Annotated in this window: 24 protein-coding genes, 1 tRNA gene and 1 pseudogene; 11 read left to right on the forward strand and 15 right to left on the reverse strand. The window is 70.7% G+C overall.

Annotation, left to right across the window (positions count from 1 at the left end; genetic code table 11):
* Window positions 1-12 precede the first annotated feature (12 nt).
* Window positions 13-708, forward strand: a complete 696-nt coding sequence (locus tag OG395_RS31435; protein ID WP_266984770.1) for a helix-turn-helix transcriptional regulator — start codon at window positions 13-15, stop codon at window positions 706-708.
* A 330-nt stretch (window positions 709-1038) separates the two neighbouring features.
* On the opposite strand, the gene OG395_RS31440 is transcribed toward OG395_RS31435, so the two are convergent.
* Entirely contained in the window at window positions 1039-2283 is a 1245-nt protein-coding gene (locus tag OG395_RS31440; RefSeq protein WP_327245939.1) for an RNA-guided endonuclease InsQ/TnpB family protein, read from the reverse strand.
* A gap of 177 nt (window positions 2284-2460) precedes the next feature.
* On the opposite strand from OG395_RS31440, the gene galT reads away from it, so the two are divergent.
* From galT to galK, 3 genes are read left to right on the forward strand one after another with little or no spacing between them, the layout of a single operon-like run.
* Window positions 2461-3504 carry a galactose-1-phosphate uridylyltransferase gene (galT, locus tag OG395_RS31445; protein WP_327245940.1) on the forward strand — a complete coding sequence of 348 codons (1044 nt, stop codon included), beginning with the start codon at window positions 2461-2463 and terminating at the stop codon, window positions 3502-3504.
* Window positions 3501-4481 (forward strand): UDP-glucose 4-epimerase GalE, encoded by a 981-nt coding sequence (galE, locus tag OG395_RS31450; protein ID WP_326792423.1) that lies wholly within the window; start codon window positions 3501-3503, stop codon window positions 4479-4481. The genes galT and galE overlap by 4 nt, the downstream gene beginning before the upstream one ends.
* Window positions 4478-5644, forward strand: coding sequence for a galactokinase (galK, locus tag OG395_RS31455; RefSeq protein WP_327245941.1), 1167 nt, complete (start codon window positions 4478-4480; stop codon window positions 5642-5644). Before galE ends, galK begins: the two co-directional genes overlap by 4 nt.
* A 4-nt stretch (window positions 5645-5648) precedes the next feature.
* Here galK and OG395_RS31460 read toward each other — a convergent pair.
* Window positions 5649-6080: pseudogene (locus OG395_RS31460) on the reverse strand (GNAT family N-acetyltransferase); the annotation flags it as partial.
* 279 nt (window positions 6081-6359) lie between these two features.
* Here OG395_RS31460 and OG395_RS31465 point away from each other — a divergent pair.
* Entirely contained in the window at window positions 6360-7145 is a 786-nt protein-coding gene (locus tag OG395_RS31465; RefSeq protein ID WP_327245943.1) for a response regulator transcription factor, read from the forward strand.
* On the opposite strand, the gene OG395_RS31470 is transcribed toward OG395_RS31465, so the two are convergent.
* Window positions 7104-7601, reverse strand: coding sequence for a MarR family winged helix-turn-helix transcriptional regulator (locus OG395_RS31470; RefSeq protein ID WP_266984776.1), 498 nt, complete (start codon window positions 7599-7601; stop codon window positions 7104-7106). The genes OG395_RS31465 and OG395_RS31470 overlap by 42 nt on opposite strands.
* A gap of 89 nt (window positions 7602-7690) precedes the next feature.
* Here OG395_RS31470 and OG395_RS31475 point away from each other — a divergent pair, with 89 nt between their 5' ends.
* Both OG395_RS31475 and OG395_RS31480 read left to right on the forward strand, forming a co-directional pair.
* The gene (locus OG395_RS31475) at window positions 7691-8488 is read left to right on the forward strand and encodes a trans-aconitate 2-methyltransferase (protein WP_327245944.1); all 798 of its coding nucleotides are present in this window, start codon (window positions 7691-7693) and stop codon (window positions 8486-8488) included.
* Window positions 8488-8853 carry a VOC family protein gene (locus OG395_RS31480; RefSeq protein ID WP_327245945.1) on the forward strand — a complete coding sequence of 122 codons (366 nt, stop codon included), beginning with the start codon at window positions 8488-8490 and terminating at the stop codon, window positions 8851-8853. The genes OG395_RS31475 and OG395_RS31480 overlap by 1 nt, the downstream gene beginning before the upstream one ends.
* 61 nt (window positions 8854-8914) lie before the next feature.
* Here OG395_RS31480 and OG395_RS31485 read toward each other — a convergent pair whose 3' ends face one another.
* The 3 genes from OG395_RS31485 to OG395_RS31495 form a co-directional block, all read right to left on the reverse strand.
* Window positions 8915-9319 carry a hypothetical protein gene (locus OG395_RS31485; protein ID WP_327245946.1) on the reverse strand — a complete coding sequence of 135 codons (405 nt, stop codon included), beginning with the start codon at window positions 9317-9319 and terminating at the stop codon, window positions 8915-8917.
* Window positions 9320-9431: 112 nt separating this feature from the next.
* Complete coding sequence (locus tag OG395_RS31490; RefSeq protein WP_327245947.1) at window positions 9432-10118, reverse strand: TetR/AcrR family transcriptional regulator; 687 nt, start codon at window positions 10116-10118, stop codon at window positions 9432-9434.
* Entirely contained in the window at window positions 10115-11116 is a 1002-nt protein-coding gene (locus OG395_RS31495; protein ID WP_327245948.1) for an acyl-CoA desaturase, read from the reverse strand. Before OG395_RS31495 ends, OG395_RS31490 begins: the two co-directional genes overlap by 4 nt.
* Before the next feature lie 354 nt (window positions 11117-11470).
* Here OG395_RS31495 and ppc point away from each other — a divergent pair, with 354 nt between their 5' ends.
* Window positions 11471-14200, forward strand: a complete 2730-nt coding sequence (gene ppc, locus OG395_RS31500; RefSeq protein ID WP_327245949.1) for a phosphoenolpyruvate carboxylase — start codon at window positions 11471-11473, stop codon at window positions 14198-14200.
* A 69-nt stretch (window positions 14201-14269) separates the two neighbouring features.
* Here ppc and OG395_RS31505 read toward each other — a convergent pair whose 3' ends face one another.
* The 7 genes from OG395_RS31505 to OG395_RS31535 all read right to left on the reverse strand — a co-directional run bounded on the left by OG395_RS31505 (window position 14270) and on the right by OG395_RS31535 (window position 20069).
* The gene (locus tag OG395_RS31505) at window positions 14270-15037 is read right to left on the reverse strand and encodes an LPXTG cell wall anchor domain-containing protein (protein ID WP_327245950.1); all 768 of its coding nucleotides are present in this window, start codon (window positions 15035-15037) and stop codon (window positions 14270-14272) included.
* Between the two features lie 221 nt (window positions 15038-15258).
* Window positions 15259-15729: a hypothetical protein gene (locus OG395_RS31510; protein ID WP_327245951.1), complete on the reverse strand. Its 471-nt coding sequence runs from the start codon at window positions 15727-15729 to the stop codon at window positions 15259-15261.
* Between the two features lie 86 nt (window positions 15730-15815).
* Window positions 15816-16409 carry an aminoacyl-tRNA hydrolase gene (gene pth, locus OG395_RS31515; RefSeq protein WP_327245952.1) on the reverse strand — a complete coding sequence of 198 codons (594 nt, stop codon included), beginning with the start codon at window positions 16407-16409 and terminating at the stop codon, window positions 15816-15818.
* 127 nt (window positions 16410-16536) lie between these two features.
* The gene (locus tag OG395_RS31520; RefSeq protein ID WP_327245953.1) at window positions 16537-17124 is read right to left on the reverse strand and encodes a 50S ribosomal protein L25/general stress protein Ctc; all 588 of its coding nucleotides are present in this window, start codon (window positions 17122-17124) and stop codon (window positions 16537-16539) included.
* Between the two features lie 183 nt (window positions 17125-17307).
* Window positions 17308-18282, reverse strand: coding sequence for a ribose-phosphate diphosphokinase (locus tag OG395_RS31525; protein ID WP_030976866.1), 975 nt, complete (start codon window positions 18280-18282; stop codon window positions 17308-17310).
* 119 nt (window positions 18283-18401) lie between these two features.
* Window positions 18402-19835, reverse strand: a complete 1434-nt coding sequence (glmU, locus tag OG395_RS31530; protein WP_327245954.1) for a bifunctional UDP-N-acetylglucosamine diphosphorylase/glucosamine-1-phosphate N-acetyltransferase GlmU — start codon at window positions 19833-19835, stop codon at window positions 18402-18404.
* A 163-nt stretch (window positions 19836-19998) separates the two neighbouring features.
* Window positions 19999-20069, reverse strand: a tRNA-Gln gene (locus OG395_RS31535).
* A gap of 163 nt (window positions 20070-20232) precedes the next feature.
* Here OG395_RS31535 and OG395_RS31540 point away from each other — a divergent pair.
* Window positions 20233-21549: a sensor histidine kinase gene (locus OG395_RS31540; protein WP_327245955.1), complete on the forward strand. Its 1317-nt coding sequence runs from the start codon at window positions 20233-20235 to the stop codon at window positions 21547-21549.
* Window positions 21550-21785: 236 nt separating this feature from the next.
* Here the strand turns inward: OG395_RS31540 and OG395_RS31545 are convergent, their stop codons facing one another.
* Together OG395_RS31545 and OG395_RS31550 are read right to left on the reverse strand one after the other, a co-directional pair.
* Window positions 21786-22322: an SUKH-3 domain-containing protein gene (locus OG395_RS31545; RefSeq protein ID WP_327245956.1), complete on the reverse strand. Its 537-nt coding sequence runs from the start codon at window positions 22320-22322 to the stop codon at window positions 21786-21788.
* A 10-nt stretch (window positions 22323-22332) separates the two neighbouring features.
* On the reverse strand, window positions 22333-22857 hold the full coding sequence (locus tag OG395_RS31550) for a YwqJ-related putative deaminase (RefSeq protein ID WP_327245957.1): 525 nt from the start codon (window positions 22855-22857) through the stop codon (window positions 22333-22335).
* Between the two features lie 301 nt (window positions 22858-23158).
* Here OG395_RS31550 and OG395_RS31555 point away from each other — a divergent pair, with 301 nt between their 5' ends.
* Together OG395_RS31555 and OG395_RS31560 are read left to right on the forward strand one after the other, a co-directional pair.
* Window positions 23159-24136, forward strand: coding sequence for an SMI1/KNR4 family protein (locus OG395_RS31555; protein ID WP_327245958.1), 978 nt, complete (start codon window positions 23159-23161; stop codon window positions 24134-24136).
* A 5-nt stretch (window positions 24137-24141) separates the two neighbouring features.
* On the forward strand, window positions 24142-26667 hold the full coding sequence (locus OG395_RS31560; RefSeq protein ID WP_327249512.1) for an SUKH-4 family immunity protein: 2526 nt from the start codon (window positions 24142-24144) through the stop codon (window positions 26665-26667).
* The last annotated feature ends 172 nt before the right edge of the window (window positions 26668-26839 follow it).

A 26839-nucleotide genomic window follows, 5' to 3' on the forward strand; every position in this document is an offset into this window, starting at 1 on the left:
GGGGGGTTCTCGATGGGCGTGCGGCTCATGGTGGTCGATGACCACCGACTGCTCGCCGAGGCGCTCGCCTCGGCGCTGAAATTGCGGGGCCACCGGGTGCTGGCGGCAGCCGCGCCGACCGCCGGCGCGGCGGACATCGTGGTGAGCCGCGCCCCGGAGGTCTGCTTGTTCGGTACCGCGACGCCCGCAGATCCGGGCGCGTTCGACCCGATCGCCCGGATCAAACGGGAGCGACCGCAAGTGGCGGTCGTGGTGCTCGGGCCGGTGACCAGCCCGCGCGGGATCGCGGCCGCTTTCGCCGCCGGCGCCGCCGGATACGTCAGGCACGACGAGCGGATAGAGGGCGTCGAGCGGGCGATGGTCAAGGCGCGCGCCGGGGAGACGGCGGTGGCGCCGCAACTGCTCCAGGGCGCCTTCGCCGAGCTGCTCAACCCGGCCGCCCAGCCGGACGACGAAGGACAGCGGCTCCTGCAGATGCTCACGCCGCGGGAGATCGAGGTCCTGGTACGGGTCGCGGAGGGCGAGGACACCCGGCTGATCGCGGACGGGATGCGGATCGCGCCGAGCACTGCCCGTACACATGTGCAGCGGGTCCTGATGAAGCTGGGCGTCGGCTCCCGGCTGGAGGCCGCGGCGCTGGCGGCCCGCACCGGGCTGCTGGAACGGGCGGCGGTGGACACCGGGCAGAAGGGGCCGGACGCCGTGTGACGTCCGGCCCCGGTGGGGCAGTGTGCCGACTACTCAGGCATCGGTGCCCGTGTCGGAGCCGCCCGGAGCCTCGGCCGGGCCCAGCTTCAGCCACAGGAAGAACAGCCCGAGGACCAGCATGGCCAGCCCTGTCCAGAGGTTGATGTGGACGCCCTCGGCCTTCTTCAGGTCGGCGTCGGACGGATTGATCCGGGGTTGGCGCCCTGGTTGGTCGGGATGTCGATGACACCCTGCTCGTAGATCCAGAATTGACGATCCCCCACCGCTGGGGCGGTGAGGCTCCCTTTGCTGCCCGGAGGCTGCAAATGTGGTTTCACGCGTCCGCCTCCGTCATGAGACGGGACTTGGCGCGGTGGGGCGCCTGCGCGTGCTATTGGTGACCGAGCCGCCCGTCCCGCGGGCTCGGGCCTCGATCTCGACCGAGGCGTTGTGATCGGCATCGTCCTCATGCCCACAGTTGACGCACGTGAAGCTTCGCCCACATCCAGGGCGGGATTCCGGATCCGCCCGACCACATTTCGCACATGTCTGAGAGGTATGGAACGGCGGAACGGGGCGCAGATCGGATCCGTAGATTTCGCACTTGTAGCTCAGTTGTCGGCGTCGCTCACCGGGGCAGTTGTCGAGGATGCCGCGGTTGAGTCCGGCCTTCTGCCTGATGTTACGGCCAGGCCGGTCGGCGGTCCCCCTGGCGCTGGAGGTCATGCTGGTCACGCGTAGGTCTTCGATGCCGACGAAGCCGTGGTTCTTGGCCAGGCCGGTGGTCAGTTTGTGCGTGAAGTCAGCGCGCCGGTTTGATTGCCGGGCCTTGATTCGGGCGATCTGAGCGATCGTGGCACGCAGTCGTGTGCTGTACATCCCTCCGTTGTGCTTTTTCGCATAGGCAACCTGGCGTCCCTTCTGTTGTTCCAGATACTTCAGACGTGTGAGCTCGACCTTGGTAAGGGTCGGTGCCATGACCCGAGGCTCGGTCTCGGTCGAGACGTATGCGGACGTGGCGACGCCGAAGTCCACTCCGCAGCCGGGTTTGCTATTCGGCGCTCCCGGTGTTCTTCCGGTGTGGATACCGAAGGCAATGTGCCAACCGGTCCCGTCTCGCGAGACGGTGGCGTTTCGGATGGTTCCTCCCAGCGTGCGAGAGAGTCGGAAACTGACCCATCCGAGATTCGGTAGTCGTATCTGCCCCCAGTGACCGCTGGTCTTACGGACCTTTACTGCCTGACCCGGTAGTGGGACCGAGAGCCGTGTCCCGCGCTTCTTGAACGCCGGGAACCGGGATGGGAGTGCCGGATTGAAGAAGTTGTCGTACGCCTGGTCCAAGTGGCGGAGGACCTGCTGCCCCGCCTGAGCCGGCAGTTCCGCCAACCAGGCCAGTTCCGACTCTCCGCGTGCAGCGGTCAGATATCGGCTCTGCTCCTGTGAGCGCAGGGTGCTACCTCGCTGCTCAAACACGTATGTGCGCTGCTCGAGCGCAATGTTCCACAGGGTGCGTGCCGCATGCCCCCACCGGGTCAGGACCTGTTCCTGCGCGCGGTTGGGATACAGCCGGTATCGGCGCCCCATGTCTGCCTTCACGCCAGGGAACGTAAGGCTGGCTGCTCGGCGATTGCTAGTGGATCGGGTCCAGTTCACTCCTAAGCGTTCGGGTCTGGAACGTGTGTACGTGTCGATATGCGCAGCCGCGTGTGCCCACTCATTGACGCGTGTGTTGACTTGTGGTTTGTTGTGTTCGGTTATGTTTGGAGGAACCTGGTGAAGAAGACGGTTACGACGCTCGCCGACGGCCGGGAGCTGCTCTACTACGACAGCCGCGACGACGTGGTCCGGGACGCCGTCGACCGGCGGCCGCTCGACGCCGTCTCGACCTCCTCGGAAGTCCGTCGCGACCCCCTTCTCGGGGACAGCGTCGCCATCGCCTCGCACCGCCAGGGCCGTACGTACCACCCGCCGGCCGACGAGTGCCCGCTGTGTCCGTCCCGGGACGGCCGGCTCAGCGAGATCCCCGACGACAGTTACGACGTGGCCGTCTTCGAGAACCGCTTTCCCTCACTCGCCGGGGACTCCGGCCGCTGCGAGGTCGTCTGCTTCACCTCCGACCACGAGGCGTCCTTCGCCGACCTCACCGAGGAACAGGCCGGCCTGGTCCTGGAGGCATGGGCCGACCGCACGGCCGAACTCGCCGAGCTTCCGCAGGTCAAGCAGGTGTTCTGCTTCGAGAACCGGGGTGCCGAGATCGGTGTGACGCTCGGCCATCCGCACGGACAGATCTACGCGTACCCGTTCGTCACCCCGCGCACCGAGCTGATGCTCCGCTCGATGGAGGCGCACCGCGAGCGGACCGGCCGTAACCTCTTCGACGACATCGTGGCCCGCGAGCTGGCCGACGGCGAGCGGATCGTGCTGACCGGCGAGCACTGGGTGGCGTTCGTGCCGTACGCGGCGCACTGGCCGTACGAGATCCACCTACACCCGCGCCGGCGCGTCCCCGACCTGCGGGAGCTCGACGACGCCGCGCGCACAGAGTTCGCACAGATCTATCTGGAACTCTTGAGGCGATTCGACCGGATCTTCGGCCCCGGTGAGCCGCCGACGCCGTACATCTCGGCCTGGCACCAGGCGCCGTTCGGGGAGCCCGGACGTGAGGAGTTCGGGCTCCACCTCGAGCTTTTCACCATCCGACGCACCTCCGGCAAGCTGAAGTTCCTCGCGGGTTCCGAATCCGGCATGAACGTGTTCATCAACGATGTGCCGCCGGAGGCCGCGGCCCAGCGACTGCGAGAGGTAGCGAGCGCGTGAGCAAGCCCCAGAAGAAGTACCTGGTCACGGGTGGCGCGGGATATGTCGGCAGCGTGGTTGCCGCGCATCTTCTGGAGGCCGGTCACGCGGTGACCGTCCTCGACGACCTGTCGACCGGGTTCCGGGAGGGTGTCCCGGCCGGGGCCGAGTTCATCGAGGGCCGCATCCAGGACGCGGCCCGCTGGCTGGACTCCTCCTACGACGGGGTGCTGCACTTCGCCGCGTACTCCCAGGTCGGCGAGTCCGTCACCGACCCGGAGAAGTACTGGGTGAACAACGTCGGCGGATCCACCGCGCTGCTCGCCGCCATGCGCGACGCGGGAGTCCGCACCCTGGTCTTCTCCTCCACCGCCGCGACCTACGGCGAACCGGTCTCCAGCCCCATCACGGAGTCCGACCCGACCGCGCCCACCAACCCGTACGGCGCCACCAAGCTGGCCGTCGACCACATGATCACCGGTGAGGCGGCCGCGCACGGACTGGCCGCGGTCTCGCTGCGGTACTTCAACGTGGCGGGTGCGTACGGCAGTTGCGGCGAACGCCACAGCCCGGAGTCGCACCTCATCCCGCTCGTGCTCCAGGTCGCGCTCGGGCAGCGCGAGTCGATCTCCGTGTACGGCGACGACTACCCGACCCCCGACGGGACCTGCGTACGCGACTACATCCACGTCGCCGATCTTGCCGAGGCCCACCTCCTCGCCCTGGACGCGGCCACCGCGGGCGAGCACCTGATCTGCAACCTCGGCAACGGCAACGGCTTCTCCGTGCGCGAGGTCATCGAGACCGTCCGCAAGGTCACCGGTCACCCGGTCCCCGAGACCGCGGCCCCGCGCCGCGCCGGTGACCCCGCGGTGCTGGTCGCCTCCGCCGCCACCGCCAGGGAGCGGCTCGGGTGGCAGCCGTCCCGCGCCGACCTGGCCGGAATCGTCTCCGACGCCTGGACGTTCGCCCGCCGAGAGGAGCCCACCACCCCATGACCGACAACGTTGAGCTGGTCACCGCTTTCACCGAGCTGTACGGCACCGCCCCCGAAGGAGTCTGGGCGGCCCCCGGCCGGGTCAACCTGATCGGCGAGTACACCGACTTCAACGACGGTTTCGTGATGCCGCTCGCGCTGCCGCACACGGCGCGCGCGGCCGTCGCCCGCCGCACCGACGGCGAGCTGCGGCTGCACTCCACCGACGTGCCGGGCGGCGTCGTCCAGTTGCGGGTCGACGAGCTGGCACCGCACGAGGGCCACGGCTGGGCGGCGTACCCGGCCGGTGTCGTCTGGGCCCTGCGCGAGGCGGGCCACCGGATCACCGGCGCGGACATCCAGCTGACCTCGACCGTCCCGACCGGCGCCGGGCTCTCCTCGTCGGCCGCCCTCGAAGTGGTCACCGCACTCGCGCTGAACGATCTCTTCGGACTCGGCCTGTCCGCAGCCGAGCTGGCGGTGCTGGCGCAGCGCGCCGAGAACGCGTTCGTCGGCGTGCCGTGCGGGGTCATGGACCAGATGGCGTCGGCGTGCTGCGTCGAGGGCCACGCCCTGCACCTAGATACCCGCGACCTCACTCAGCGCCAGGTCCCGTTCGACCTGGCCGCGCACGGCCTCCAGCTGCTGGTGGTCGACACCCGGGTCAAGCACGCGCTGGGCGACGGTGCGTACGCGGAGCGGCGGGCCGGCTGCGAGGCGGGCGCCCGGGCGCTGGGCATGGGGACGCTGCGCGATCTTCCGTACGAGGGTCTGGGCGCCGCGCTCGACACGCTCGCCGAGTCCGGCGCGGACGAGTCGGTCGTGCGGTACGTACGCCATGTGGTCAGCGACAACGCGCGGGTGGAGCAGGTCATCGCACTGCTCGACGCGGGCGAGGTGCGGGCGGCGGGACCGGTCCTCACCGCGGGTCATGTCTCGCTCCGCGACGATCTGCGGGTCTCCTGCCCGGAACTGGACCTGGTGGTCTCGACGGCGAACGCGTCCGGTGCGCTCGGTGCGCGGATGACCGGCGGCGGGTTCGGTGGTTCGGCGATCGTGCTGGTGGACGAGGCGGACGCGGACGCGGTCACCAAGTCGGTGCTGGAGGCGTTCACCTCGCACGGGTACGCGACGCCCGGCGTCTTTCCGGCGGTCCCGTCGGCAGGCGCCCGTCGCATCGGGTGAAGGTCTTCGTCAGGATGAACTCGGTGACTCCGGGCGGGTAGTTGTCGACCTGCCCGATCACCTCGTAGCCCCGCTTCCGGTAGAAGTCCGGAGCCTGGAAACCCCAGGTCTCCAGCCGGGAGCGGGCGCAGCCGCGGTCCGCCACGGCCACTCGTTCCGCCTCGGCGAGCAGTTGCGAGCCGAGGCCGGAACCGCGGTGGAGCGGGTCGACCCAGAGCAGATCCACATGGAGCCAGTAGGCCCAGGTGCGCCCGGTCAGTCCACCCGCCAGCGCACCGTCGCCGTCCATCGCCCAGACCTCCAGCGGGAGTTCGCGCTCGGCGGGCGTGGCGAGGAGTGCGCGGAGCTCCGGGGAACATTCAGTATTGCTCTGATGCAGCCGCTCACCCAGCAGAAGGCGACGCTCTTTGTCTACTTCTGTCTCAAGACGAAACATGAACCACACCCTAAGCACCGAGGTCCATCAGTTCTGTGAATTGCCTTCCACTCCGGGCCCCCGGCCGTACGCTGATGCACAGCACCGGTGGGGGCCGGTGCTGATTCAGGGGTACGAGACAGTCGGGCACGACGCCCGGGGCGGGGTGGCAGTCGGCACACGGCGGCGGCCGTGGAACTGCGGTTCACCCTCATCGCTCCGGGCGTCGTGCCCGCACTGGTCCGTCCCATTCGGGGGGTCCTGGGGTGGCCCCGGAGCAGATGTTGTGTGGGGGTACCTGTGGTTCGTATCCGGGTTCTCGTGGTGGATGACCACCGCATTTTCGCCGAGTCGCTCGCGGCGGCACTCGCGGCGGAACCGGACGTCGAGGTGGCGGCGGCGGGCAGCGGCCCGGCCGCGCTTCGGTGTCTGGAGCGCGCGGCCGCCGAAGGCCGTAGGTACGACGTGATTCTCGTCGACGCCGAACTGGGCATCCTGCCGACGGCCACGGGACGTACCGTTCCCGGCCCGGTGCCGGTCCCCGCCCCGAGAAGTGGGGAACACGTCCCGGTCGACGGGATCTCGCTGGTCGCCGGGGTCCGTTCGGGTCAGCCGTCCGTCCGTACGGTGGTGCTCGCCGAGAAGGACGACCCGCGCCGGGCCGCGCTGGCGCTGCAGGCCGGGGCCTCCGGCTGGGTCGCCAAGGACTGCTCGCTGCAGCGGCTGCTCGCGGTCATCCGGGGGGTGCTCCGCGACGAGACGCATCTGCCTCCGGCGCTGCTCACCGGTGTCCTGCGCGAGCTGACGGCAGCCCGCAAGCACCGCACCGAGAGCGAGCAGCTGGTCGAGTCGCTGACCCCGCGCGAGCGCGAGGTGCTGCGCTGCATGGTGGCGGGGCTGGGCCGCAAGGCGGTGGCGGAGCGGCTGTACCTCTCCCCGCACACGGTGCGTACGCATATGCAGAACGTGCTGGGGAAGCTGGGCGTGCACTCGACGCTGGCCGCGGTGGCGTTGGCCCGGCGCGCCGGTGTCGGACCGGCCGATCTATCCGGGAATGTTGTCGAACGGGGCGGTCAACTGGCGTAGCAGCCCGGCCAGTTCGCCGCGCTGGTGGCGGGAGAGCTCGCCGAGGATGGCGCGCTCCTGGGCGAGCAGTCCGGCCAGCGACTGGTCGGCCTTGTCGCGTCCCTCCGCGGTGAGCCGGACCAGCACGCCGCGCCGGTCGCTGGGGTCGGGGAGCCGTTCGACGAGGTTCTTCTTGGTCAGCCGGTCGATGCGGTTGGTCATCGTGCCCGAGGTGACCAGGGTCTGGGTGAGCAGCTGACCCGGGGAGAGCTGGTACGGGGCCCCGGCGCGGCGCAGCGACGTCAGTACGTCGAACTCCCACGGCTCGAGATTGTGCTCGGAGAAGGCGATCCGGCGGGCCCGGTCGAGGTGACGGGCAAGGCGTGAGACGCGGCTGAGCACCTCAAGTGGTTCCACGTCGAGGTCGGGGCGCTCGCGACGCCATGCAGCGACCAGTCGGTCAACCTCGTCCTCCATGTGGATCAGTGTAAAGGGTCTGTCGACATGAAGTCTCTTGAATTCGAGTGTCTTGACATCAAGATACTTCTCCGGTGATCCTGGCTGCCATGACGACACCGACCTGGGATCCGCAGCAGTACCTGCGCCACGCGGACCACCGCACCCGCCCGTTCCAGGATCTCCTGTCCCGCATCCCGGAGCCCCCGGCCGCCCCCACGCCCCGCATCGCGGACCTGGGCTGCGGCGCGGGCAACGTCACGGCACTCCTCGCGACCCGCTGGCCGACGGCCCGGATCACCGGGTACGACAACTCCCCCCAGATGCTGGAGCGGGCCCGTGCCCACGCCACACCCCTCCTGGACTTCGCCGAGGCCGACGCGACGACCTGGACGCCGGCGGAACCGTACGACCTGATCGTCTCCAATGCCCTGCTCCAGTGGGTTCCCGGCCACGCCGGCCGCTTCCCCGACTGGCTGGACGGCATCACCCCGGGCGGCACGTTCGCCTTCCAGGTCCCCGGCAACTTCGACCAGCCCACCCACACCCTGATGCGCGAACTGGCGGAGTCGCCGCGCTGGCGTTCCCGCCTGACCGGCATCCTGCGCCACGCCGACGCGGTCCTCAGCCCCGCCGCCTATCTGGACGCCCTGACGGCCCCCGGCATCACGGCGGACGTCTGGGAGACCACGTACCTCCACCTCCTCCAGGGCGAGGACGCCGCCCTCGACTGGGTGAAGGGCACGGGCCTGCGCCCCGTCATGACGGCGCTCGCGGACGACCCGGAGGCGCACGAGGCCTTCCTCGCCGAATACCGGGACCTGCTGCGCACCGCGTACCCGAAGGGTCCGCACGGCACGGTCTTCCCGTTCCGCCGCATCTTCGCCGTGGCCCACAAGGAGAAGTGATGATCGCCGCGGTGGACCACGTCCAACTGGCCGCCCCGGCAGGCTCGGAGCCCGCCCTGCGCACGTACTACGTGGACGTCCTGGGAATGACCGAACTCCCCAAACCCCCGGTCCTGGCGGCCCGCGGCGGCTGCTGGTTCCAGGCGGGACCGGTCCAGCTGCACCTGGGCATCGAGGCCGACTTCCGTCCGGCGAAGAAGGCCCACCCGGGGCTGCGCGTCACGGACATCGAGACGTTCGCGGAACGACTGGGGGCACACGGCGCGCAGGTGCACTGGGACGCCGGCCTGCCGGGGCACCGGCGCTTCTACTCCTACGACCCGGCGGGAAACCGGCTGGAGTTCCTGGAGCCGGTGGACAGGTGAGCCGCGGAGCCGGTCGAGCGCGGGCGGGGTCCGATCCCGATCGGTACGGAGTCACGGTGGGCTACGCGGCGCTCAGGGCCCCGGTCACCTGCTCCAGATCCACCGGCATGACCGCGATCAGGACAGCCCCGTCCGACGACGCGCACTCCACGATCCGGGAACCCGGATTGATGACCAGACCCTCACGCGTCGACACGGCGCGGACCGCGGTCCGGTGCAGATCGTCGGGGAGGACGACCATCGACCTGCCGTAGGCGGGGCGCCAGGTCAGGGGCTTCGCGTGGGTCAGCAGCTGCCCGGGGCGCCAGCGGTTGCCGTGGGACGCCCGCTTGATCATGCACGGGATCCCGGTCGGCGCTCCGTCGGCCGGCCGCGCCGACCGCTGCCGGTGTCTGCGGCGGATCAGCATGCCGACGAGAGAACCGACGACGCTGAGCACCACACAATCGATCACGATTTCGATCACACCTGTATTGAAACAGGTGGGGGACGCCGAGGGGACGAGCGCGGGCCGCCCCGGCCCGCCGCCCGCCCGTCCGGCACCGCCGTAACAGCGTGCGGTGCCGGCCCCGGTCGGGTCAGCTCTTCCGGTGGCCTATCAGGCGCGGCTTCGACTCCAGGTTCTCCAGGCCGTGCCAGGCCAGGTTCACCAGATGCGCCGCCACCTCCGCCTTCTTCGGCTTGCGGACGTTCAGCCACCACTGGCCCGTCAGCGCCACCATGCCGACCAGCGCCTGCGCGTACAGCGGGGCGAGCTTCGGGTCGAAGCCGCGGGCCTTGAACTCCAACCCCAGGATGTCCTCGACCTGCGTGGCGATGTCGCTGATCAGGGATGCGAACGTGCCCGTCGACTGGGCGACCGGGGAGTCGCGGACCAGGATGCGGAAGCCGTCCGTGTACGTCTCGATGTAGTCGAGCAGTGCGAACGCGGCCTGTTCCAGGAGTTCGCGCGGGTGGCCGGCGGTCAGGGCGCTGGTGACCATGTCGAGGAGCTGGCGCATCTCGCGGTCGACCACGACGGCGTACAGGCCCTCCTTGCCGCCGAAGTGTTCGTAGACGACCGGCTTGGAGACGCCGGCGCGGGCCGCGATCTCCTCCACCGAGGTGCCTTCGAAGCCCTTGTCGGCGAAGAGGGTGCGGCCGATGTCCAGCAGCTGTTCGCGGCGCTCCTTGCCGGTCATCCTCACCCGGCGGGTACGCCGGGTGGAGGAGGGACGGTTCTTCTCGCTGCTCGTGCTGCCGTCGGTCGCCACGTCGTCAATCATGCCGCGTCGGCGTGCGTGGACTCGCGCCGGGAGTCGATCCGGCGGGACTCGATCCGGGCGGAGTCCGGCCAGCGCACGTCGTACGCCCAGCCGAGCCTCTCGAACCAGCGGATCAGCCGGGCACTGGAGTCGACCTGGCCCTTCATCACCCCGTGCCGGGCGCTCGTCGGATCCGCGTGGTGCAGGTTGTGCCACGACTCGCCGCAGGAGAGGACCGCCAGCCACCACACATTGCCGGACCGGTCACGGGACTTGAACGGGCGCTTGCCGACCGCGTGGCAGATGGAGTTGATCGACCAGGTGACGTGGTGCAGAAGCGCCACCCGTACGAGAGAGCCCCAGAAGAACGCCGTAGCCGCTCCCCACCACGACATCGTCACCAGACCGCCGACCAGCGGCGGGATCGCCAGCGACGCGATCGTGAAGGTGAGGAAGTGGCGGGAGATCCCGCGGATCGCCGGGTCCTTGATCAGGTCCGGGGCGTACTTCTGCTGCGGGGTCTGCTCCTCGTCGAACATCCAGCCGATGTGCGCCCACCACAGCCCCTTCATCAGGGCGGGGAGCGTCTCGCCGAACCGCCACGGCGAGTGCGGGTCGCCCTCGGCATCGGAGAAGCGGTGGTGCTTGCGGTGGTCGGCCACCCAGCGCACCACCGGGCCTTCCACGGCCAGCGATCCGGCAATGGCCAGGGCGATGCGGAGCGGGCGCTTCGCCTTGAAGGAGCCATGGGTGAAGTAGCGGTGGAAGCCGATCGTGATGCCGTGGCAGCCGATGAAGTACATGGCGACCAGCAGACCCAGATCGAGCCAGCTCACACCGTGGCCCCAGGCCAGCGGCACCGCCGCGGCCAGGGCCACGAACGGCACCACGATGAACAGCAGCAGGGCGATCTGCTCGATCGACCGCTTGTTGTCGCCGCCCAGCGTTGCGGTAGGAAGGGTCGGACCGCCGGCCGCCGGTGTCGGGGCGTCGTCGATCACATCGGGGCTGGTGTTCATGGGGAGTCCCCTGGAGGGTGATGAGGAGTACGAGGGACAACTCTGGCTACGCATCCGTAACCTACGGTTTCGTAAGTATGGCAGCGCGGAGGCCCGCTGCACGAGAGCTGAGCCGTCGGAGCTATCGCCCCACCGGGCCGACGAGGGCTGCGGGCAACGCCGACGGCACGGACACCTATCCTGGAAGCGTCGGACAGCGCGGTCCGCACTCTGCTTTCCCGGGGCAGCGGCAGCACCGCTGCGGCCGCGGACCCCGGACCCCCTGACAGACGTGCCCACCCGTCTCCCGCCGTCACCCTTGTGGGGAGACGCTTCGCGACGCACCTCCTCAATCACTGCAAGGAGCCGCACACTGTGAGCAGTGCCGACCAGACCCCCGCCGCCAGCCCCGAGCTGCGCGCCGACATCCGACGCCTCGGCGATCTGCTGGGCGAGACCCTCGTACGTCAGGAGGGCCAGGAACTCCTCGACCTCGTCGAGCGTGTCCGCGCCCTGACCCGTACCGACGGCGAGGCCGCCGCCGAACTTCTCGGCGACACGGACCTGGAGACCGCCGCGCAGCTGGTGCGCGCCTTCTCCACCTACTTCCACCTCGCCAACGTCACCGAGCAGGTCCACCGCGCCCACGAGATGCGCGACCGGCGCGCCGCCGAGGGCGGTCTGCTGGCCCGCACCGCCGACCGGCTGAAGGACGCCGACCCCGACCACCTGCGCGCGACCGTCAAGAACCTCAACGTACGGCCCGTCTTCACCGCGCACCCGACCGAGGCCGCGCGGCGCTCCGTGCTGAACAAGCTCCGCCGCATCGCCGAGCTGCTGGAAACGCCCGTCATCGAGGCCGACCGGCGCCGCCACGACCTCAGGCTCGCCGAGAACATCGACCTCATCTGGCAGACCGACGAGCTGCGCGTCGTCCGCCCGGAGCCGGCCGACGAGGCCCGTAACGCCATCTACTACCTCGACGAGCTGCACGCCAACGCCGTCGGGGACGTACTCGAGGACCTCGCTGCCGAGCTGGAGCGGGTCGGCGTCGAGCTGCCCGCGGGCACCCGCCCGCTGACCTTCGGCACCTGGATCGGCGGCGACCGCGACGGCAACCCCAACGTGACGCCCGCCGTCACCTGGGAGGTGCTGATCCTGCAGCACGAGCACGGCATCACCGACGCGCTGGAGCTCATCGACTATCTGCGCGGACTGCTCTCCAACTCCATCCGCTACACGGGCGCCACCGACGAGCTGCTCACCTCGCTCCAGGCCGACCTGGAGCGGCTCCCCGAGATCAGCCCGCGCTACAAGCGGCTGAACTCCGAGGAGCCGTACCGCCTCAAGGCCACCTGCATCCGGCAGAAGCTCGTCAACACCCGCGAGCGGCTGGCCAACGGCACCCCGCACCGTCCCGGCTGCGACTACCTCGGCACTGCCGAGCTCATCGAGGACCTGGTGCTCATCCAGACCTCGCTGCGCGAGCACCGCGGCGGTCTTTTCGCCGACGGCCGGATGAACCGCACCATCCGCACGCTCTCCGCGTTCGGTCTGCAGCTCGCCACCATGGACGTACGTGAGCACGCCGACGCCCACCACCACGCCCTCGGCCAGCTCTTCGACCGGCTCGGCGAGGAATCCTGGCGCTACGCCGACATGCCACGCGACTACCGGCAGAAGCTGCTCGCCAAGGAGCTCCGCTCACGCCGCCCGCTGGCCCCGACCCCGGCCCCGCTGGACGCCGCGGGCGAGAAGACCCTCGGCGTCTTCCACACCATCAAGGAAGCCTTCGAACGATTCGGCCCCGAGGTCATCGAGTCGTACATCATCTCGATGTGCCAGGGCGCCGACGACGTCTTCGCCGCCGCCGTACTCGCCCGCGAGGCCGGTCTGATCGACCTGCACGGCGGCTGGGCCAAGATCGGCATCGTGCCGCTCCTGGAGACCACCGACGAGCTGCGCGCCGCCGACGTGATCCTCGACGAGATGCTCGCCGACCCGTCGTACCGGCGGCTCGTCTCGCTCCGCGGCGACGTGCAGGAGGTCATGCTCGGGTACTCCGACTCCTCCAAGTTCGGCGGCATCACCACCTCGCAGTGGGAGATCCACCGGGCGCAGCGCCGACTGCGTGACGTCGCGCACCGCTACGGCGTACGGCTGCGGCTCTTCCACGGCCGCGGCGGCACCGTCGGCCGCGGTGGCGGCCCCTCGCACGACGCGATCCTCGCGCAGCCGTGGGGCACGCTGGAGGGCGAGATCAAGGTGACCGAGCAGGGCGAGGTCATCTCCGACAAGTACCTCATCCCGGCGCTCGCCCGGGAGAACCTGGAGCTGACCGTCGCGGCCACCCTCCAGGCCTCCGCGCTGCACACCGCGCCCCGCCAGTCCGACGAGGCCCTGGCCCGCTGGGACGCGGCGATGGACACCGTCTCCGACGCCGCGCACGGCGCCTACCGCAAGCTGGTCGAGGACCCGGACCTGCCCGCGTACTTCTTCGCGTCCACCCCGGTCGATCAGCTCGCCGAGCTGCACCTGGGATCCCGCCCGTCGCGGCGCCCGGACTCCGGCGCCGGTCTCGACGGCCTGCGGGCCATCCCGTGGGTCTTCGGCTGGACCCAGTCGCGGCAGATCGTGCCCGGCTGGTACGGCGTCGGCTCGGGGCTCAAGGCGCTGCGCGAGGCCGGTCTGGACACCGTTCTGGACGAGATGCACGAGCACTGGCACTTCTTCCGGAACTTCATCTCGAACGTGGAGATGACGCTCGCCAAGACCGACCTGCGGATCGCCCGCCACTATGTCGACACGCTCGTCCCCGACGAGCTGAAGCACGTCTTCGCCGACATCGAGGCCGAGCACGCGCTCACGGTGAAGGAAGTCCTGAAGGTCACCGGCGGGACCGAACTGCTCGGCACCAGCCCGGTGCTCCAGCAGACGTTCGCCATCCGGGACGCCTACCTGGATCCGATCTCGTACCTCCAGGTCTCGCTGCTGGCCCGCCAGCGCCGGTCCGCCGAGCGCGGCGAGGAAGCCGACCCGCTGCTCGCCCGGGCCCTGCTGCTCACGGTGAACGGTGTCGCCGCGGGTCTGCGCAACACTGGCTGACCTTCTCGCCCGCAGCACGACAGTGCCCCCACCGGACGCATCCGGTGGGGGCACTCCGCTGCGCGGACGTCAGTGCTGCTGGGCCTTGCGGCGGCGCATCACCAGGAAGCCGCCGGCCGCGGCGAGCGCGACGGCGACCGCCGCCATCGTGCCTACCGGGGCACTGCTTCCGGTCTCGGCGAGGTTGCCGGAATCGCCGCCCTGGGTGGCCGGGGCGCCGGCCGGGGTGCTTTCCGAGGGGGACGGGGTGCCGGCCGGCTGCTCGCCGCCGGGAGCGGACGGGCCGGTGGACGGCGTGGCCGAGGACTCCTCGCCGGGCTTCGTGGGCTCTTCGCCGGGCTTCGTGGGTTCTTCGCCGGGCTTCGTGGGTTCTTCGCCGGGCTTTGTGGGTTCTTCGCCGGGCTTCGTGGGCTCCTCGCCGGGCTTGCCCGGCTCGCAGTCGGTCTTGAAGACCTTGTGCTTGGCCTTGCCGTTCTCGCCCTCGAAGTTCCAGAACAGCTTGTACTGGCCGTCGGGCAGGGTCATGTCGGTGGTACGGCCGTGGCCGGAGCCATCGAGCGCGAAGGCGCCCGTCTTGACCGTCTCGCCCTTGTCCAGGTCATTGTTGGCCCAGGCCTCGATGTGCCACTGGACCTTCTGGGCGGCGTCGAAGCCGAACGCGTCGAGGTAGAAGGAGCAGACCTTCGGCTCGTTCCTGCGAAGCTCCTCGCCGGTCTTGGCGTCGTGGATCTTCACCGTGCCGTTGTCGCCCTTGGGCGTCGCGGAGGCGGAAGGTGCCAGCAGCAGTGAGGCGGTCACCGCGGTGACCAGAGCGCCGGCGGGAATGAGTATGCGCATGGGCAGTCCAACGTAGGAGATGAGGGATGCCCGTGGGGGGGTCGGCCAAGCTTCTTGTGGTTGCTTGCACCCGTCAAATTTGATGTGTGCGCATCCGCCCCATGTGCAGGCTTCTGCCCCAATCGTTCCGGATAACGATCGGGCGAACACACGGCCCCGGTACGGGAGTCCGTGCCTCGGGGCGTCCCGGGGAAGGGCTCGGAGCGCGGCCCGGGAGTCGCTCAGAGGGCGATGAACGTCGCCACCAGCAGGACCGCGCCCGCGATCCCGGTTCCCCATGCGGTCCGGGTGAGCCGCAGACCGCCGCCGATGATCAGGGCGGCGAGCAGCAGTGCGCCGCCGAGCGGCACCCACGAGTGCAGGAAGCCCGGCATCCCGGTGCGTACGACCTCGTCGGTGCCGGGCTTCACGACGACCGGGAACCTGTCGCCCTTCTTCACCGCGACGGACCGCTCGATTGTCACACGCGAGCGCGCGGTGGCGTGCTCGGCGGGGGCGAACGGTCCCGTGCAGACGTCGGCGCCGCAGCCGGTGACGGCCATCGTGCCGTGCTCGCGGCCCTTGGCGAGGACGATGTGCTGCGCCGAGGACCAGGACGACAGGACGCCCGCGACGAGCAACAGCAGGACGGCGCAGCCCAGGGCGGCGCTGCGGCCGTAGAGCAGTGCGCGGTGGGAGGTGCTCCGCTTCATGGGGAGCGATCCTTGGCCAGGCGAACGCTTTCGGTCAACTTCACGACGGACCCTGGTCGGAAATGGTCCGGGATCGCCCTGCTATCTCATGAGTTGTACGCGCTCTGTGCGCGCTCAAGCCCCTCCGCGAGCAGGCACTCCACCGAGTCCGCAGCCCGGTCCACGAGATAGCCGAGCTCCTTGCGCTCGGTGGACGAGAAGTCCTTCAGTACGAAGTCGGCGACCTGCATACGGCCCGGCGGGCGGCCGATCCCGAACCGGATCCGGTGGTAGTCGGACCCCATCGACTTGGTCATCGACTTGAGCCCGTTGTGTCCGTTGTCGCCGCCGCCCAGCTTCAGCCGGAGCGTCCCGTAGTCGATGTCCAGCTCGTCGTGGATCGCCACGATGTGATCGGTCGGCACCTTGTAGAAGTCGCGGAGCGCGGTGACGGGGCCGCCGGAGAGGTTCATGTACGACATCGGCTTCGCGAGGATCACGCGGCGGTTGGCCGGTCCGGGCGGGCCCATGCGGCCCTCGACGACCTGCGCCTGGGCCTTCTGGGCCCGCTTGAACTTCCCGCCGATCCGCTCCGCGAGAAGGTCGGCGACCATGAAGCCGACATTGTGCCGGTTCGCCGCGTACTCGGGACCGGGATTGCCGAGGCCCACGATGAGCCAGGGGTCGGTGGCGTCGGACATCTGCGCTCGGTCTCCTTCGCGTACGGATGGTTCCGGATGGCCCGGATACAGGCGGACGGGGCGGCGGGTCCCTGGGGAAGGAACCGCCGCCCCGTCAGTCAAGCAGGTGAAGCGGGGAGGACGAGGCTCAGCCCTCGGCGCCCTCGGCGCCCTCGGCCTCGGCGGCCGGCTCCTCGGCCTGCGCGGCGACGACCTGCAGCACGACGGCGTCCTCGTCGCCGGCCAGCACGGAGCCGGCGGGCAGCGGGACGTCCTTGGCGAGGATGGAGTCACCGGCGTCGAGGCCCGCGATGGAGACCGTGACGGACTCGGGGATGTGGGTGGCCTCGGCCTCGACGAGCAGGGTGTTCTGCACGTACTCGAGGAGGTTGCCACCCGGGGCGAGCTCGCCCTCGACGTGCACGGCGATCTCGACGTTGACCTTCTCGCCGCGCTTGACGGTCAGCAGGTCGACGTGCTCGATGTCACCCTTGAGCGGGTTGCGCTGCACGGCCTTCGGGATGACCAGCGCGTCCTTGCCCTCGATCTCCAGGCCGATCAGGACGTTGGCGGTGCGGAGCGCGAGGAGCAGCTCGTGGGCCGGAAGGGTGACGTGGACCGGCTCGGCGCCGTGGCCGTAGACGACCGCGGGGACCTGGTTGTCACGACGGGCGCGGCGGGCGGCACCCTTGCCGAACTCGGTACGGGGCTGGGCGGCGAGCTTGATCTCGGCCATGACTGCACTCCTCGTGGGGTGACGAAAACTGGATGGTCACCCGGCCCACGACAGGCCTGCTACGAAGAGCGCGTCGATAACGGACCGCCGTACCCATGAGTACGGCCTCCCTCGCCGAGCAACTCGCTGAGTCTACCCGGCGGGGAGGCCGCACCCAAAGTGGATCTTCTGGGTCAGGTGGTCCTACTGCTCCTCGAAGAGGCTCGTGACCGAGCCGTCCTCGAAGACCTCGCGCACCGCGCGCGCGATCGTCGGCGCGATCGAGAGCACCGTGATCTTGTCGAGCTCCAGCTCACCCGGGGTCGGCAGGGTGTCCGTGAAGACGAACTCGCTGACCTTGGAGTTCTTCAGCCGGTCCGCGGCCGGGCCGGAGAGCACGCCGTGCGTCGCCGTCACTATGACGTCCTCGGCGCCGTGCGCGAACAGGGCGTCGGCGGCGGCGCAGATGGTGCCACCGGTGTCGATCATGTCGTCGACCAGGACGCAGACGCGGCCCTTGACGTTGCCGACGACCTCGTGGACGGTCACCTGGTTGGCGACGTCCTTGTCGCGGCGCTTGTGGACGATCGCCAGCGGCGCGTCCAGGCGGTCGCACCAGCGGTCGGCGACGCGCACGCGGCCGGCGTCCGGGGAGACGATCGTCAGCTTCGAGCGGTCGACCTTGGCGCCGACGTAGTCGGCGAGGATCGGCAGTGCGAAGAGGTGGTCGACCGGGCCGTCGAAGAAGCCCTGGATCTGGTCGGTGTGCAGGTCGACCGTGAGGATGCGGTCGGCACCCGCGGTCTTCATCAGGTCGGCGACCAGGCGGGCCGAGATCGGCTCGCGGCCACGGTGCTTCTTGTCCTGGCGGGCGTAGCCGTAGAACGGCACGATCACTGTGATGGAGCGGGCCGACGCGCGCTTCAGCGCGTCCAGCATGATCAGCTGCTCCATGATCCACTTGTTGATCGGAGCCGTGTGGCTCTGGATCAGGAAGCAGTCGGCGCCGCGTGCGGACTCCTGGAAGCGGACGTAGATCTCACCGTTGGCGAAATCGAAGGCCTTCGTCGGCACGAGGCCGACACCCAGTTGGTGCGCAACCTCCTCGGCCAGCTCGGGGTGGGCGCGGCCGGAGAAGAGCATCAGCTTCTTCTCGCCGGTCGTCTTGATCCCGGTCACAGCACAGTCTCCTCAGACGTGTTCCTGGCGCTGCAGCATGTGTCCCGATGTGCAACGAGCCAGCCGAAATGGGGTGAGCATCTATCACGGTACGCCGTGCGCGGCGCACCCGTTTCCGGTCAGCTTTCGCTGTCGGCCTCCTCCGCGGCGGCCTGAGCCGCCTGCGCGGCGGCGCTCCCCGGACGCTTGCGGGCCACCCAACCCGCGATATTCCTTTGCTGGCCGCGGGCGACGGCCAGTGAACCGGGCGGCACGTCCTTGGTGATGACCGAGCCGGCGGCGGTGTACACGCCGTCCCCGACCGTGACAGGCGCCACAAACATATTGTCCGACCCGGTGCGGCAGTGTGACCCGATCGTCGTGTGGTGCTTCGACACCCCGTCGTAGTTCACGAAGACGCTGGCGGCGCCGATGTTGGTGTGGTCGCCGATGGTCGCGTCGCCGACGTAGCTCAGGTGCGGCACCTTCGTGCCCTCACCGATCGTGGCGTTCTTCATCTCCACGTACGTACCGGCCTTGGCCTTCGGGCCGAGCGTGGTGCCGGGGCGCAGATACGCGTACGGGCCGACCGTCGCGCCCGGGCCGATCTCCGCCCCGACCGCGACCGTGTTGTCGACGCGGGCGCCCGCGTGGACGGTGGTGTCCGTCAGCCGGCTGTTCGGGCCGACCTCGGCGTCCTCGGCGAGATGAGTGGTTCCGAGCAACTGGGTGCCGGGGTGCACGATCGCGTCCTGCTCGTACGTCACCGTGGCGTCGATCAGCGTCGTCGCCGGGTCCACGACGGTCACGCCGGCGAGCATCGCCCGCTCCAGCAGCCGCTCGTTCAGCAGGGTGCGGGCCTGGGCGAGCTGGACGCGGTTGTTGATCCCGAGGATCTCGCGGTGGTCGGCAGCGACGGAGGCGCCGACGCGGTGCCCCGCCTCGCGCAGGATGGACAGCACGTCGGTGAGGTACTCCTCGCCCTGGCTGTTGTCGGCGCGGACCTTGCCGAGGGCGTCCGTGAGCAGCCGTCCGTCGAAGGCGAAGACCCCGGAATTGATCTCGCGGATGGCGCGCTGCGCGTCGGTGGCGTCCTTGTGCTCGACGATCTCGGTGACCGCGCCGCTTGCGGTGTCGCGGACGATCCTGCCGTAGCCGGTGGCGTCCGGGACCTCGGCGGTCAGCACGGTGACGGCGTTCGCGTCGGCGGTGTGGACGGCGGCGAGCGCGGTGAGCGTCTCGCCGGAGAGCAGCGGAGTGTCGCCGCAGACGACGATCACCGTGCCCTCGACGGTGCCGCCGAGCTCTTCGAGCGCGGTGCGCACGGCGTGGCCGGTGCCGCCCTGGACGGCCTGGTAGGCGGTCCGCACCTGGCTGTCGACGGTGGCGAGGTGTGCGGTGACCTGTTCGCTCGCATGGCCCACGACCACGACGAGGTGCTCGGGGTCCAGCTCGCGTGCGGCGGTGACGACATGCCCGACGAGTGAGCGCCCGGAGATCTCGTGCAGAACCTTCGGGGTCTTCGACTTCATGCGGGTGCCCTCACCCGCTGCGAGGACGATGACGGCTGCCAATGGGGCCTCCCCTGATCGAGCGGCGCCGGGGACCTGAGGAGGACCGGCGCACACGGATGTGCCCTTCGGCTTCGGATGGTGGACATCCGCAGGATACCGGGGGTGCTACTGGCCGAAACGGGCGCGGGCCCCGACCGTCATGGTCGGGGCCCGCCCGTGCATGCTCCCCTGCCAGGATTCGAACCCGGACAAATGGCACCAAAAGCCACTGTGCTGCCGTTACACCACAGGGGACAGCAAAGCCGATCGACTGGACAGACCGTCAGGCCGTCGACCGGGCAGACAACACTATGCCGTACCACCGGCCTTCGACGCGACGGGTCGCCGAGCTCCGGCGAGGCGCGCTGTGATCCGCGTAGCCCGAAAATGAGGTGCGCCCGCCCGTAGGCTGGATGCCATGACCGTAACGGGGGCATACCGGGAAGGCGTGGGAACGACCACTCGCGGCTATTGGTGGTGGGAACGGCGGCGCAGTGTCGCCCTGGACGTGGGGCTGGCGCTCCTGTCGGCGCTGGAATGCGCACTGGAAGGTGTGGCGTTCGCGGGGGACACCGGGCTGCCGGTGCCCGTCGGGGTGGTGTTCGGTCTGCTCGCCGGGGCCGTTCTGGTGGTGCGTCGCCGCTGGCCGATCGCCGTGGTGCTGGTCGCGATCGCGACGACGCCCGCCGAGATGGGCTTCCTGATGGGCCTGGTCGGCCTCTACACGCTGGCCGCGTCCGACGTACCGCGCCGGATCACCGCGGTGCTGATGGGGATGTCGCTGGTCGGGACGTTCATCGTCACCTACGTACGGCTGCGGCAGAGCGTCTCCGTGCAGTCCGGGGACTTCGGGCCGGGCGACTGGTACGTACCGCTGACGTCCCTCTTCATGTCGCTGGGCCTCACGGCTCCGCCCGTGCTGTTCGGCCTCTACATAGGGGCGCGGCGCCGGCTGATGGAGAGCCTGCGGGAGCGGGCGGACTCCCTGGAACGGGAGCTGTCGCTGCTCGCCGACCGGGCTGAGGAGCGGGCGGAGTGGGCGCGCACGGAGGAGCGGACCCGGATCGCGCGCGAGATGCACGACGTGGTCGCGCACCGGGTCAGTCTGATGGTGGTGCATGCGGCCGCCCTGCAGGCCGTCGCTCCGAAGGACCCGGCGAAGGCGGTACGGAACGCGGCGCTGGTCGGCGACATGGGCAGACAGGCCCTGACCGAACTGCGGGAGATGCTCGGCGTGCTGCGGACGGGGGATCCGGCGGCGACCCGGGGCGCGAAGGTTCCGCTGGCCGCGGTGGGTGAGGCGGCAGCCGCTGCGGCCGCCGCCGCCACGGAGGACGGGCCGCGGCTGCACGAGGTGGAGACGCTGATCGGGCAGTCGCGGGCGGCCGGGATGACGGTGGAGCTGTCGGTGGACGGCGAGGTGCGCGCGTACGCCCCCGAGGTGGAGCAGACGGCGTACCGGGTGGTGCAGGAGGCCCTGACGAACGTCCACAAGCACGCGGCGGGCGCGAAGGCGTGGGTGCGGCTGGCGCACCGGGGCTCGGAGGTCGCGATGCAGGTGGAGAACGGCCCGTCGGACGGCGCCGCGACGGACGCGGGGCTGCCGAGCGGCGGCAACGGCCTGGTGGGGATGCGGGAGCGGGTACTGGGCCTGGGCGGGGTATTCGTCTCCGGCCCGACGGACGCGGGGGGCTTCCGGGTATCGGCGGTACTCCCGGCCCACGGGGCCGCGTAACCCCCTGCGGTCTCGCCTCGTCCGGCGACGAGGACGCGGGGTTCACCCCGAGAGGGTTGCGGGCTGTGCAGGCCGGCCTTTCGAGCCCGTCCGGCGATCGCGGACGGCGCGTTCACTTCGTCACGGGTGCGGGCCGAGGGGGCCGGCAGGTGAAGCCCGTCCGGGCGATCGGGGACAGAGCGGTCCCTGGACACCCTCGGCCTGCCTCGGCCCCCCATCTCGGGCCCGACAGGCTCTCAGCCCGACGTCAGACGCTCCGGCTGGATCCCGCCGACCAGCGTCGCCAGGGCCTGGTCGATGTCCGCGCCCAGGAACCAGTCGCCGGTGTGGTCGATGCTGTACACGCGCCCCTCGGCGTCGATCGCGAGGACCGCCTGCCCGTCCCCCTCCTCGCCCAGCGGGCTGACCTCGGTCTTCAGCGCCCGCCCGAGGTCACCGAGGGTGCGGGCCAGGTGCAGTCCGCTCAGCGGATCGATCCGCACCGACGCCGGTGCGATCTGCCGGCCCGGCGCGGACGCCGTGATGTGCAGGCCGCCGAACTCCGCCCACGCCTCCACCGCCGCCGGGAACACCGCGTGCTGATGCCCGGCCGGTGACGTGTGGGCGCGCAGCGCGTCCGCCCACTCCTCCGCCTGCCGGATGTCCCAACGGCCCGGCTGCCAGCCCGCGGTCCGCAGGGCGGCGTCGACGGCGACGGGAAAGCGGGTGGCGGCGGCGCGGTCCGCATGGGTCGCGCGCCCGCTCTGCTGGGGAAGGTCGGTTCGGTCGTGCATCGGCGCGCGATCAGCCCTTCTCGGCGGTGGTCGCCGCGCTGGTGGTGGTGAGGTCGACGGGACGGACGCCGAAATGGGCGAGCATCGCCGTACAGGAGCGGCACGGTGGCGCGTAGCTGCCGTGCATCGGGTCGCCGTCCTCGCGGATCCGACGCGCGGTCAGCCGCGAGTGCTTCAGTGCGCGCCGCGCCTCCCCGCTGGTCAGCGGCTTGCGCTGGGCCCGCTTGGACCGGTCGGTCTCCGCGGCGGCGAGCTGCCGGGAGAGCAGGATCGCCTCGGGGCAGCGGCCGGTGAAGCGTTCGCGCTGCCCGCTGGTGAGCGTGTCGAGGAAGTCCTGGACCAACGGGTGCAGTACGGGAGGCTGGTCGCCCTTGCCCGCCGTGCAGGTCAACGTTTCACCGCGGACGGCCAGCGCTGCGGCCACGGCCGGCAGGATGCCGTCGCGGCGTTGGTGGAGACGAGGCGTGCTGCTCGTCCCGGTGCTGCTCCAGTTGAGGCGCGGATCGCCGGATGTGACTGATTGTGCTGTGTGCATGGTGCGGATGTCCCTCCCGTGCAATCCCCCCGAGTTGCGGTGACAGCCTGCCAAATGTGCCAGTCGGTGGGGAAGCTGGGTCGGTGAAACGTGTCTGCGTGTCGCGGACAGTGGCCTGACCGACGCTTGTCCGTCACCCAGTTGTGACGGTTCGTGACCGAAGGGGAGGGGATGGCGGAAGAGAACCGGAAGGGAAGCGGAGGGGCGGGACCCCCTGTTGCGCCACCGCATAGGCTGTGCCTGGACCGTCCCCATGGGCAGGTCGGTCCTCACCAGACAGACGCAGCAGGGGGCAACCGCCATGACGACAGGTCGGCTCGGGCAGCAAGCCGCGCCACCGAACGCGGCCTATGCCGGGCAGGTCGTGCACTTCCCGGACCCGGTCCGGGCGTCCCGCCACTCCAGAGGTGTGCGCGTGGACGAGAACGGCTGCCCGGTATTCGCGCCGTACGCACGCGCCGCCGCCGAGATCGCCGAGCCTCCGCAGGGCTTCGGCGTCGATGAGCTGCGGCTCACCGACTACGTCTCGGCCAATGCGGCGCTGGCGGCGAGCGGCCACGAGCTGTGGGACACGATCCCGGCGGTCGCCACCCCCCACGGCTGGACCTGGCACCACGTGCCGGGCGGCCGGCGGATGGAGCTCGTCCCGGTCGAGGTCAAGGCACTGCTCCGGCACCACGGTGGTCTTGCGACCACCGCGGTCGACCAGAACAAGCGGGGCACGCGTCCGCTGCAGGAGACCCGGCCCGCGCACTTCCGGCTCCCGAAGGGCGCGGTCTCGGTCAGCGAGCAGCAGATCCAGGGCGTCGAGGAGGATCTCGGCTACCGGTTGCCGGGCGCGTACCGATCCTTCCTGAAGGCGGCCGGCGGCTCGGCCCCGGCCGGTGCGGCGCTCGACGCGGAGCTCGGTCTCCTGGTCGATCAGCCGTTCTTCACGGTGCGTGAAGAGGCCGCGGTGAACGACCTGGTGTACGTCAACAAGTGCCTGCGTGACCACCTCACCAAGGACTACCTGGGTGTCGGCTTCGTCCAGGGCGGCATCCTCGCGGTGAAGGCCCGGGGCAACGGTGTCGGCTCGGTCTGGTTCTGCGCGTACGACGATGCCCGGGACCAGGACGGCTGGAGCGTGCAGGAGCGCGTGGACCGGCTGCTGCTGCCCTGCGGTGCAGACTTCGACGCCTTCCTGCAGCGGCTGGCGGGCAACCCGCCGGAGCTGGAGACCGTGGCGAACCTGATGGTGGACGGCGGCTTCGCGCGGGCCGTCCCGGTGGAGGGGTGAGCGCAATGGTGACCTTTGCGCAGGCGCAGGAGCGCGCGGACGAGTGGGTCAACGGAGACGTGCCCGCGTACCAGCACCGCGAGGTGCGGGTCCGCGAGTTCGAGCTGGGCTTCGTGGTGTGGGCCGAGGACCGTTCGGAGGGCCCCGTCTCCGACGGTGGCCGGCAGCGGCTGGTGATCGCCCGCGACAGCGGTGAGGCGACGCTCTGGCCCGGACTGCCGGTGGGCGAGGTGATCCGGCGGTACGAGGAGGAGTACGGCACGGTCGCCGCCGCCCCTGCCCCGGCGCCGCCGTCGGCGCGCGTCGACCTGAATCAGACGTCATTCCTGCTGAGCCCGCCGGAGTGGCTCCAGGAAGCGGCGGACAAGCTCGGGATCCCGGACCGGCGGGCGGAGCGCGACGGGAACCCTCCCCCTGCGCCTTCCTCTCCTCCTGCACCTTCCGCTTCTTCCGCTCCTTCTGTTCCCGCGCAGGCGGCCCCTTCCGGGCCGCCGTGGCAGGGCGCCGGTGCGCAGGACGAGCACGAGCCCACCGCCCCCGACGGCGTTCCGGCCTCCTCGCCGAACGTGCCCACCGGGGCCACCCCGTGGGCCGGGACCGACACCAACGCGGACTCCGACGACGGGGCGGTCGCGCTGCCGGCCACCGTGTTCGCGCCGCCGCTCTCGGGCGCCGATGACGACGGCACCCCGCCGCCGGTGGTCTCCGCGGATGCGCCGACCGCGCTGATGTCGGGCGGCAGCCGGCTGCCCCGGACGGCGATCGTCCCTGGCCTGGACCCGCAGGGTCCGGGCGCACCCGGACCGAGTGCGCCCGGGGTTCCCGGGAGCGGTGACATCGCCGACGCCACCACCAGTAAGGCCACGGTGCCGCCGCGCGGTGCGCGTGGTGGCGGGTCGACCACTCCGCCACCGCCCGGAGCCCCCGGTACGCCGGGCGCCAGGCCGGGGGCGCCCGTGCCGCCGCCCTCGGGTCCGGGCGCGCCCGGCGCCCCCGCGGGCGGCTATCTGCCGACGCAGCTCGTCTCGCAGGTCGGCCCGCCCGGTGCACCTCAGCCCCCCGGGCCTCCCGGACAGCCCGCACCTCCCGGACCTCCTGGGTCGACGCCGCCACCCGGTGGCGGCTTCGACCACGCCGCGACGATGTTCGCCGACCCGAGCATGGGTGGCCCGAGCGCGCCCAGGCCCCCCGGCCCGCCCGGTGCCCCGCAGCCTCCCGCCCCGCCCGGACCTCCCGGATCCACCCCGCCCCCGCCGGGTGGCGGAGTGCATCAGGCAGCGACGATGTTCGCCGACCCGGGCATGGGTGGCCCGAGCGCGCCCAGGCCCCCCGGCCCCGGTGCCCCGCAGCCTCCCGCCCCGCCCGGACCTCCCGGGTCGACTCCGCCCCCGCCCGGTGGTGGCGCGCACCATGCCGCCACGATGCTCGCGGGCCCTGCCCAGGTCGGTCCGCCCGGGGCCCCCGGCATGCCGCCGGGTGGCGTCCCCGGTTCCGTACCGCCGAATCCGCACAACCCGCCGCCCCCGGCGTACGGCTATCCGCAGGCGCCGGCCGGTCAGCCGACCGTCGGCCCCGGCTACCAGGCCGTGCTGCGCTTCCGTGCGCCCGACGGCAGCGAGCAGCAGCTGATCCGCCGCTCGGCGCCCGGCACCCCGCACCCCGAGTGGCAGATGCTGCACGAGCTGCGGGCCATGAACGTGCCACCGCAGCAGGTCATCGAGCTCCACACCGAGCTGGAGTCCTGCGAGCTGCCCGGTGGCTACTGTGCGCGGATGATCCGGGAGACCTGGCCGCAGGTACGGATCACCAGCGTCGCCCCGTACGGCACCGACCACGCCAGCCGTCAGCAGGGCATGCAGCATCTGCTCACCCATCAGGGTGAGCTGCACCAGGTCGCGGACGGTCCGGCGCGCCCGGCGCCGGTGCGGGCCCCGCTGCCGCAGATGCCGCCCGCGATGCCGATCCCGCCGGAGGCCATCGCGGAGGAGCTGTTGCAGGCCTTCGGGCCGCAGGGCGTGCTCCGTTTCGACCAGCGTGCGGTGTCCCGCCAGGGCGTTCCCGAGATCGTGGCGCGGACGCTCGTGTGGGCGGGTCTGCCCGCAGACTTCGGGCCGTTCTTCTGGGCGCAGCCGGGTCAGCCGGTGGTGCCGACACTGGCCGAACTGGCCGCGCAACGGCAGGTCCAGCCGGCCACCGACGCGGGGTCGTATCTCGTCATGGGGTCCGACTTCGGGCGGGCGATCTGTGTCCAGTACGGCACGGCGAACATCGTGGCCGTGCCGGTGGAGGGCGGTCCCGGCGGGCAGCCGGTGCCGCCGCAGTTCGTGAACACCGGCCTGCCGGAGTTCACGCGCTCGATGGCGCTCCTCGGCCGGATGTGGCGGCTCCGCTTCGGTCTCAACCCGGAGCAGGCCGGCCGCTGGACGGTCGACTTCCAGGCGCAGTTGGTGGCACTGGACCCGGCGGCGCTCGCGTCGCCGGAGAGCTGGTGGTCGGTGCTGCTGGAGCAGATGTGGGACGGCCTGATCTGATCCGACCCGATCTGCCGAGCACGAGGCGCCCGGACCCCATCAGGGGATCCGGGCGCTCTGTTGTATGTGACACCTGTCGCTTCCCTCGGGAAACCACCGAATGGATTCGGACTTCTCTGCCAATTGCCGCATCCTTGACGTATTGCTTGGTGGTCGGAGAGTCGGAGAGAGG

Origin of the sequence: Streptomyces sp. NBC_01320, from assembly GCF_035974375.1 — a bacterium.
Classification (GTDB): Bacteria; Actinomycetota; Actinomycetes; order Streptomycetales; family Streptomycetaceae; genus Streptomyces; species Streptomyces yanii.

Excerpts from the sequence above, each read along its gene's own strand:
- OG395_RS31435 (WP_266984770.1), top strand. The coding sequence starts at position 13 with ATGGGCGTGCGGCTCATGGTGGTCGATGACCACCGACTGCTCGCCGAG.
- galK (WP_327245941.1), top strand. The coding sequence starts at position 4,478 with ATGACCGACAACGTTGAGCTGGTCACCGCTTTCACCGAGCTGTACGGC.
- OG395_RS31470 (WP_266984776.1), bottom strand. The coding sequence starts at position 7,601 with ATGGAGGACGAGGTTGACCGACTGGTCGCTGCATGGCGTCGCGAGCGC.
- OG395_RS31475 (WP_327245944.1), top strand. The coding sequence starts at position 7,691 with ATGACGACACCGACCTGGGATCCGCAGCAGTACCTGCGCCACGCGGAC.
- OG395_RS31480 (WP_327245945.1), top strand. The coding sequence starts at position 8,488 with ATGATCGCCGCGGTGGACCACGTCCAACTGGCCGCCCCGGCAGGCTCG.
- OG395_RS31490 (WP_327245947.1), bottom strand. The coding sequence starts at position 10,118 with ATGATTGACGACGTGGCGACCGACGGCAGCACGAGCAGCGAGAAGAAC.
- OG395_RS31495 (WP_327245948.1), bottom strand. The coding sequence starts at position 11,116 with ATGAACACCAGCCCCGATGTGATCGACGACGCCCCGACACCGGCGGCC.
- OG395_RS31505 (WP_327245950.1), bottom strand. The coding sequence starts at position 15,037 with ATGCGCATACTCATTCCCGCCGGCGCTCTGGTCACCGCGGTGACCGCC.
- OG395_RS31510 (WP_327245951.1), bottom strand. The coding sequence starts at position 15,729 with ATGAAGCGGAGCACCTCCCACCGCGCACTGCTCTACGGCCGCAGCGCC.
- pth (WP_327245952.1), bottom strand. The coding sequence starts at position 16,409 with ATGTCCGACGCCACCGACCCCTGGCTCATCGTGGGCCTCGGCAATCCC.
- OG395_RS31520 (WP_327245953.1), bottom strand. The coding sequence starts at position 17,124 with ATGGCCGAGATCAAGCTCGCCGCCCAGCCCCGTACCGAGTTCGGCAAG.
- OG395_RS31540 (WP_327245955.1), top strand. The coding sequence starts at position 20,233 with ATGACCGTAACGGGGGCATACCGGGAAGGCGTGGGAACGACCACTCGC.
- OG395_RS31545 (WP_327245956.1), bottom strand. The coding sequence starts at position 22,322 with ATGCACGACCGAACCGACCTTCCCCAGCAGAGCGGGCGCGCGACCCAT.
- OG395_RS31550 (WP_327245957.1), bottom strand. The coding sequence starts at position 22,857 with ATGCACACAGCACAATCAGTCACATCCGGCGATCCGCGCCTCAACTGG.
- OG395_RS31555 (WP_327245958.1), top strand. The coding sequence starts at position 23,159 with ATGACGACAGGTCGGCTCGGGCAGCAAGCCGCGCCACCGAACGCGGCC.
- OG395_RS31560 (WP_327249512.1), top strand. The coding sequence starts at position 24,142 with ATGGTGACCTTTGCGCAGGCGCAGGAGCGCGCGGACGAGTGGGTCAAC.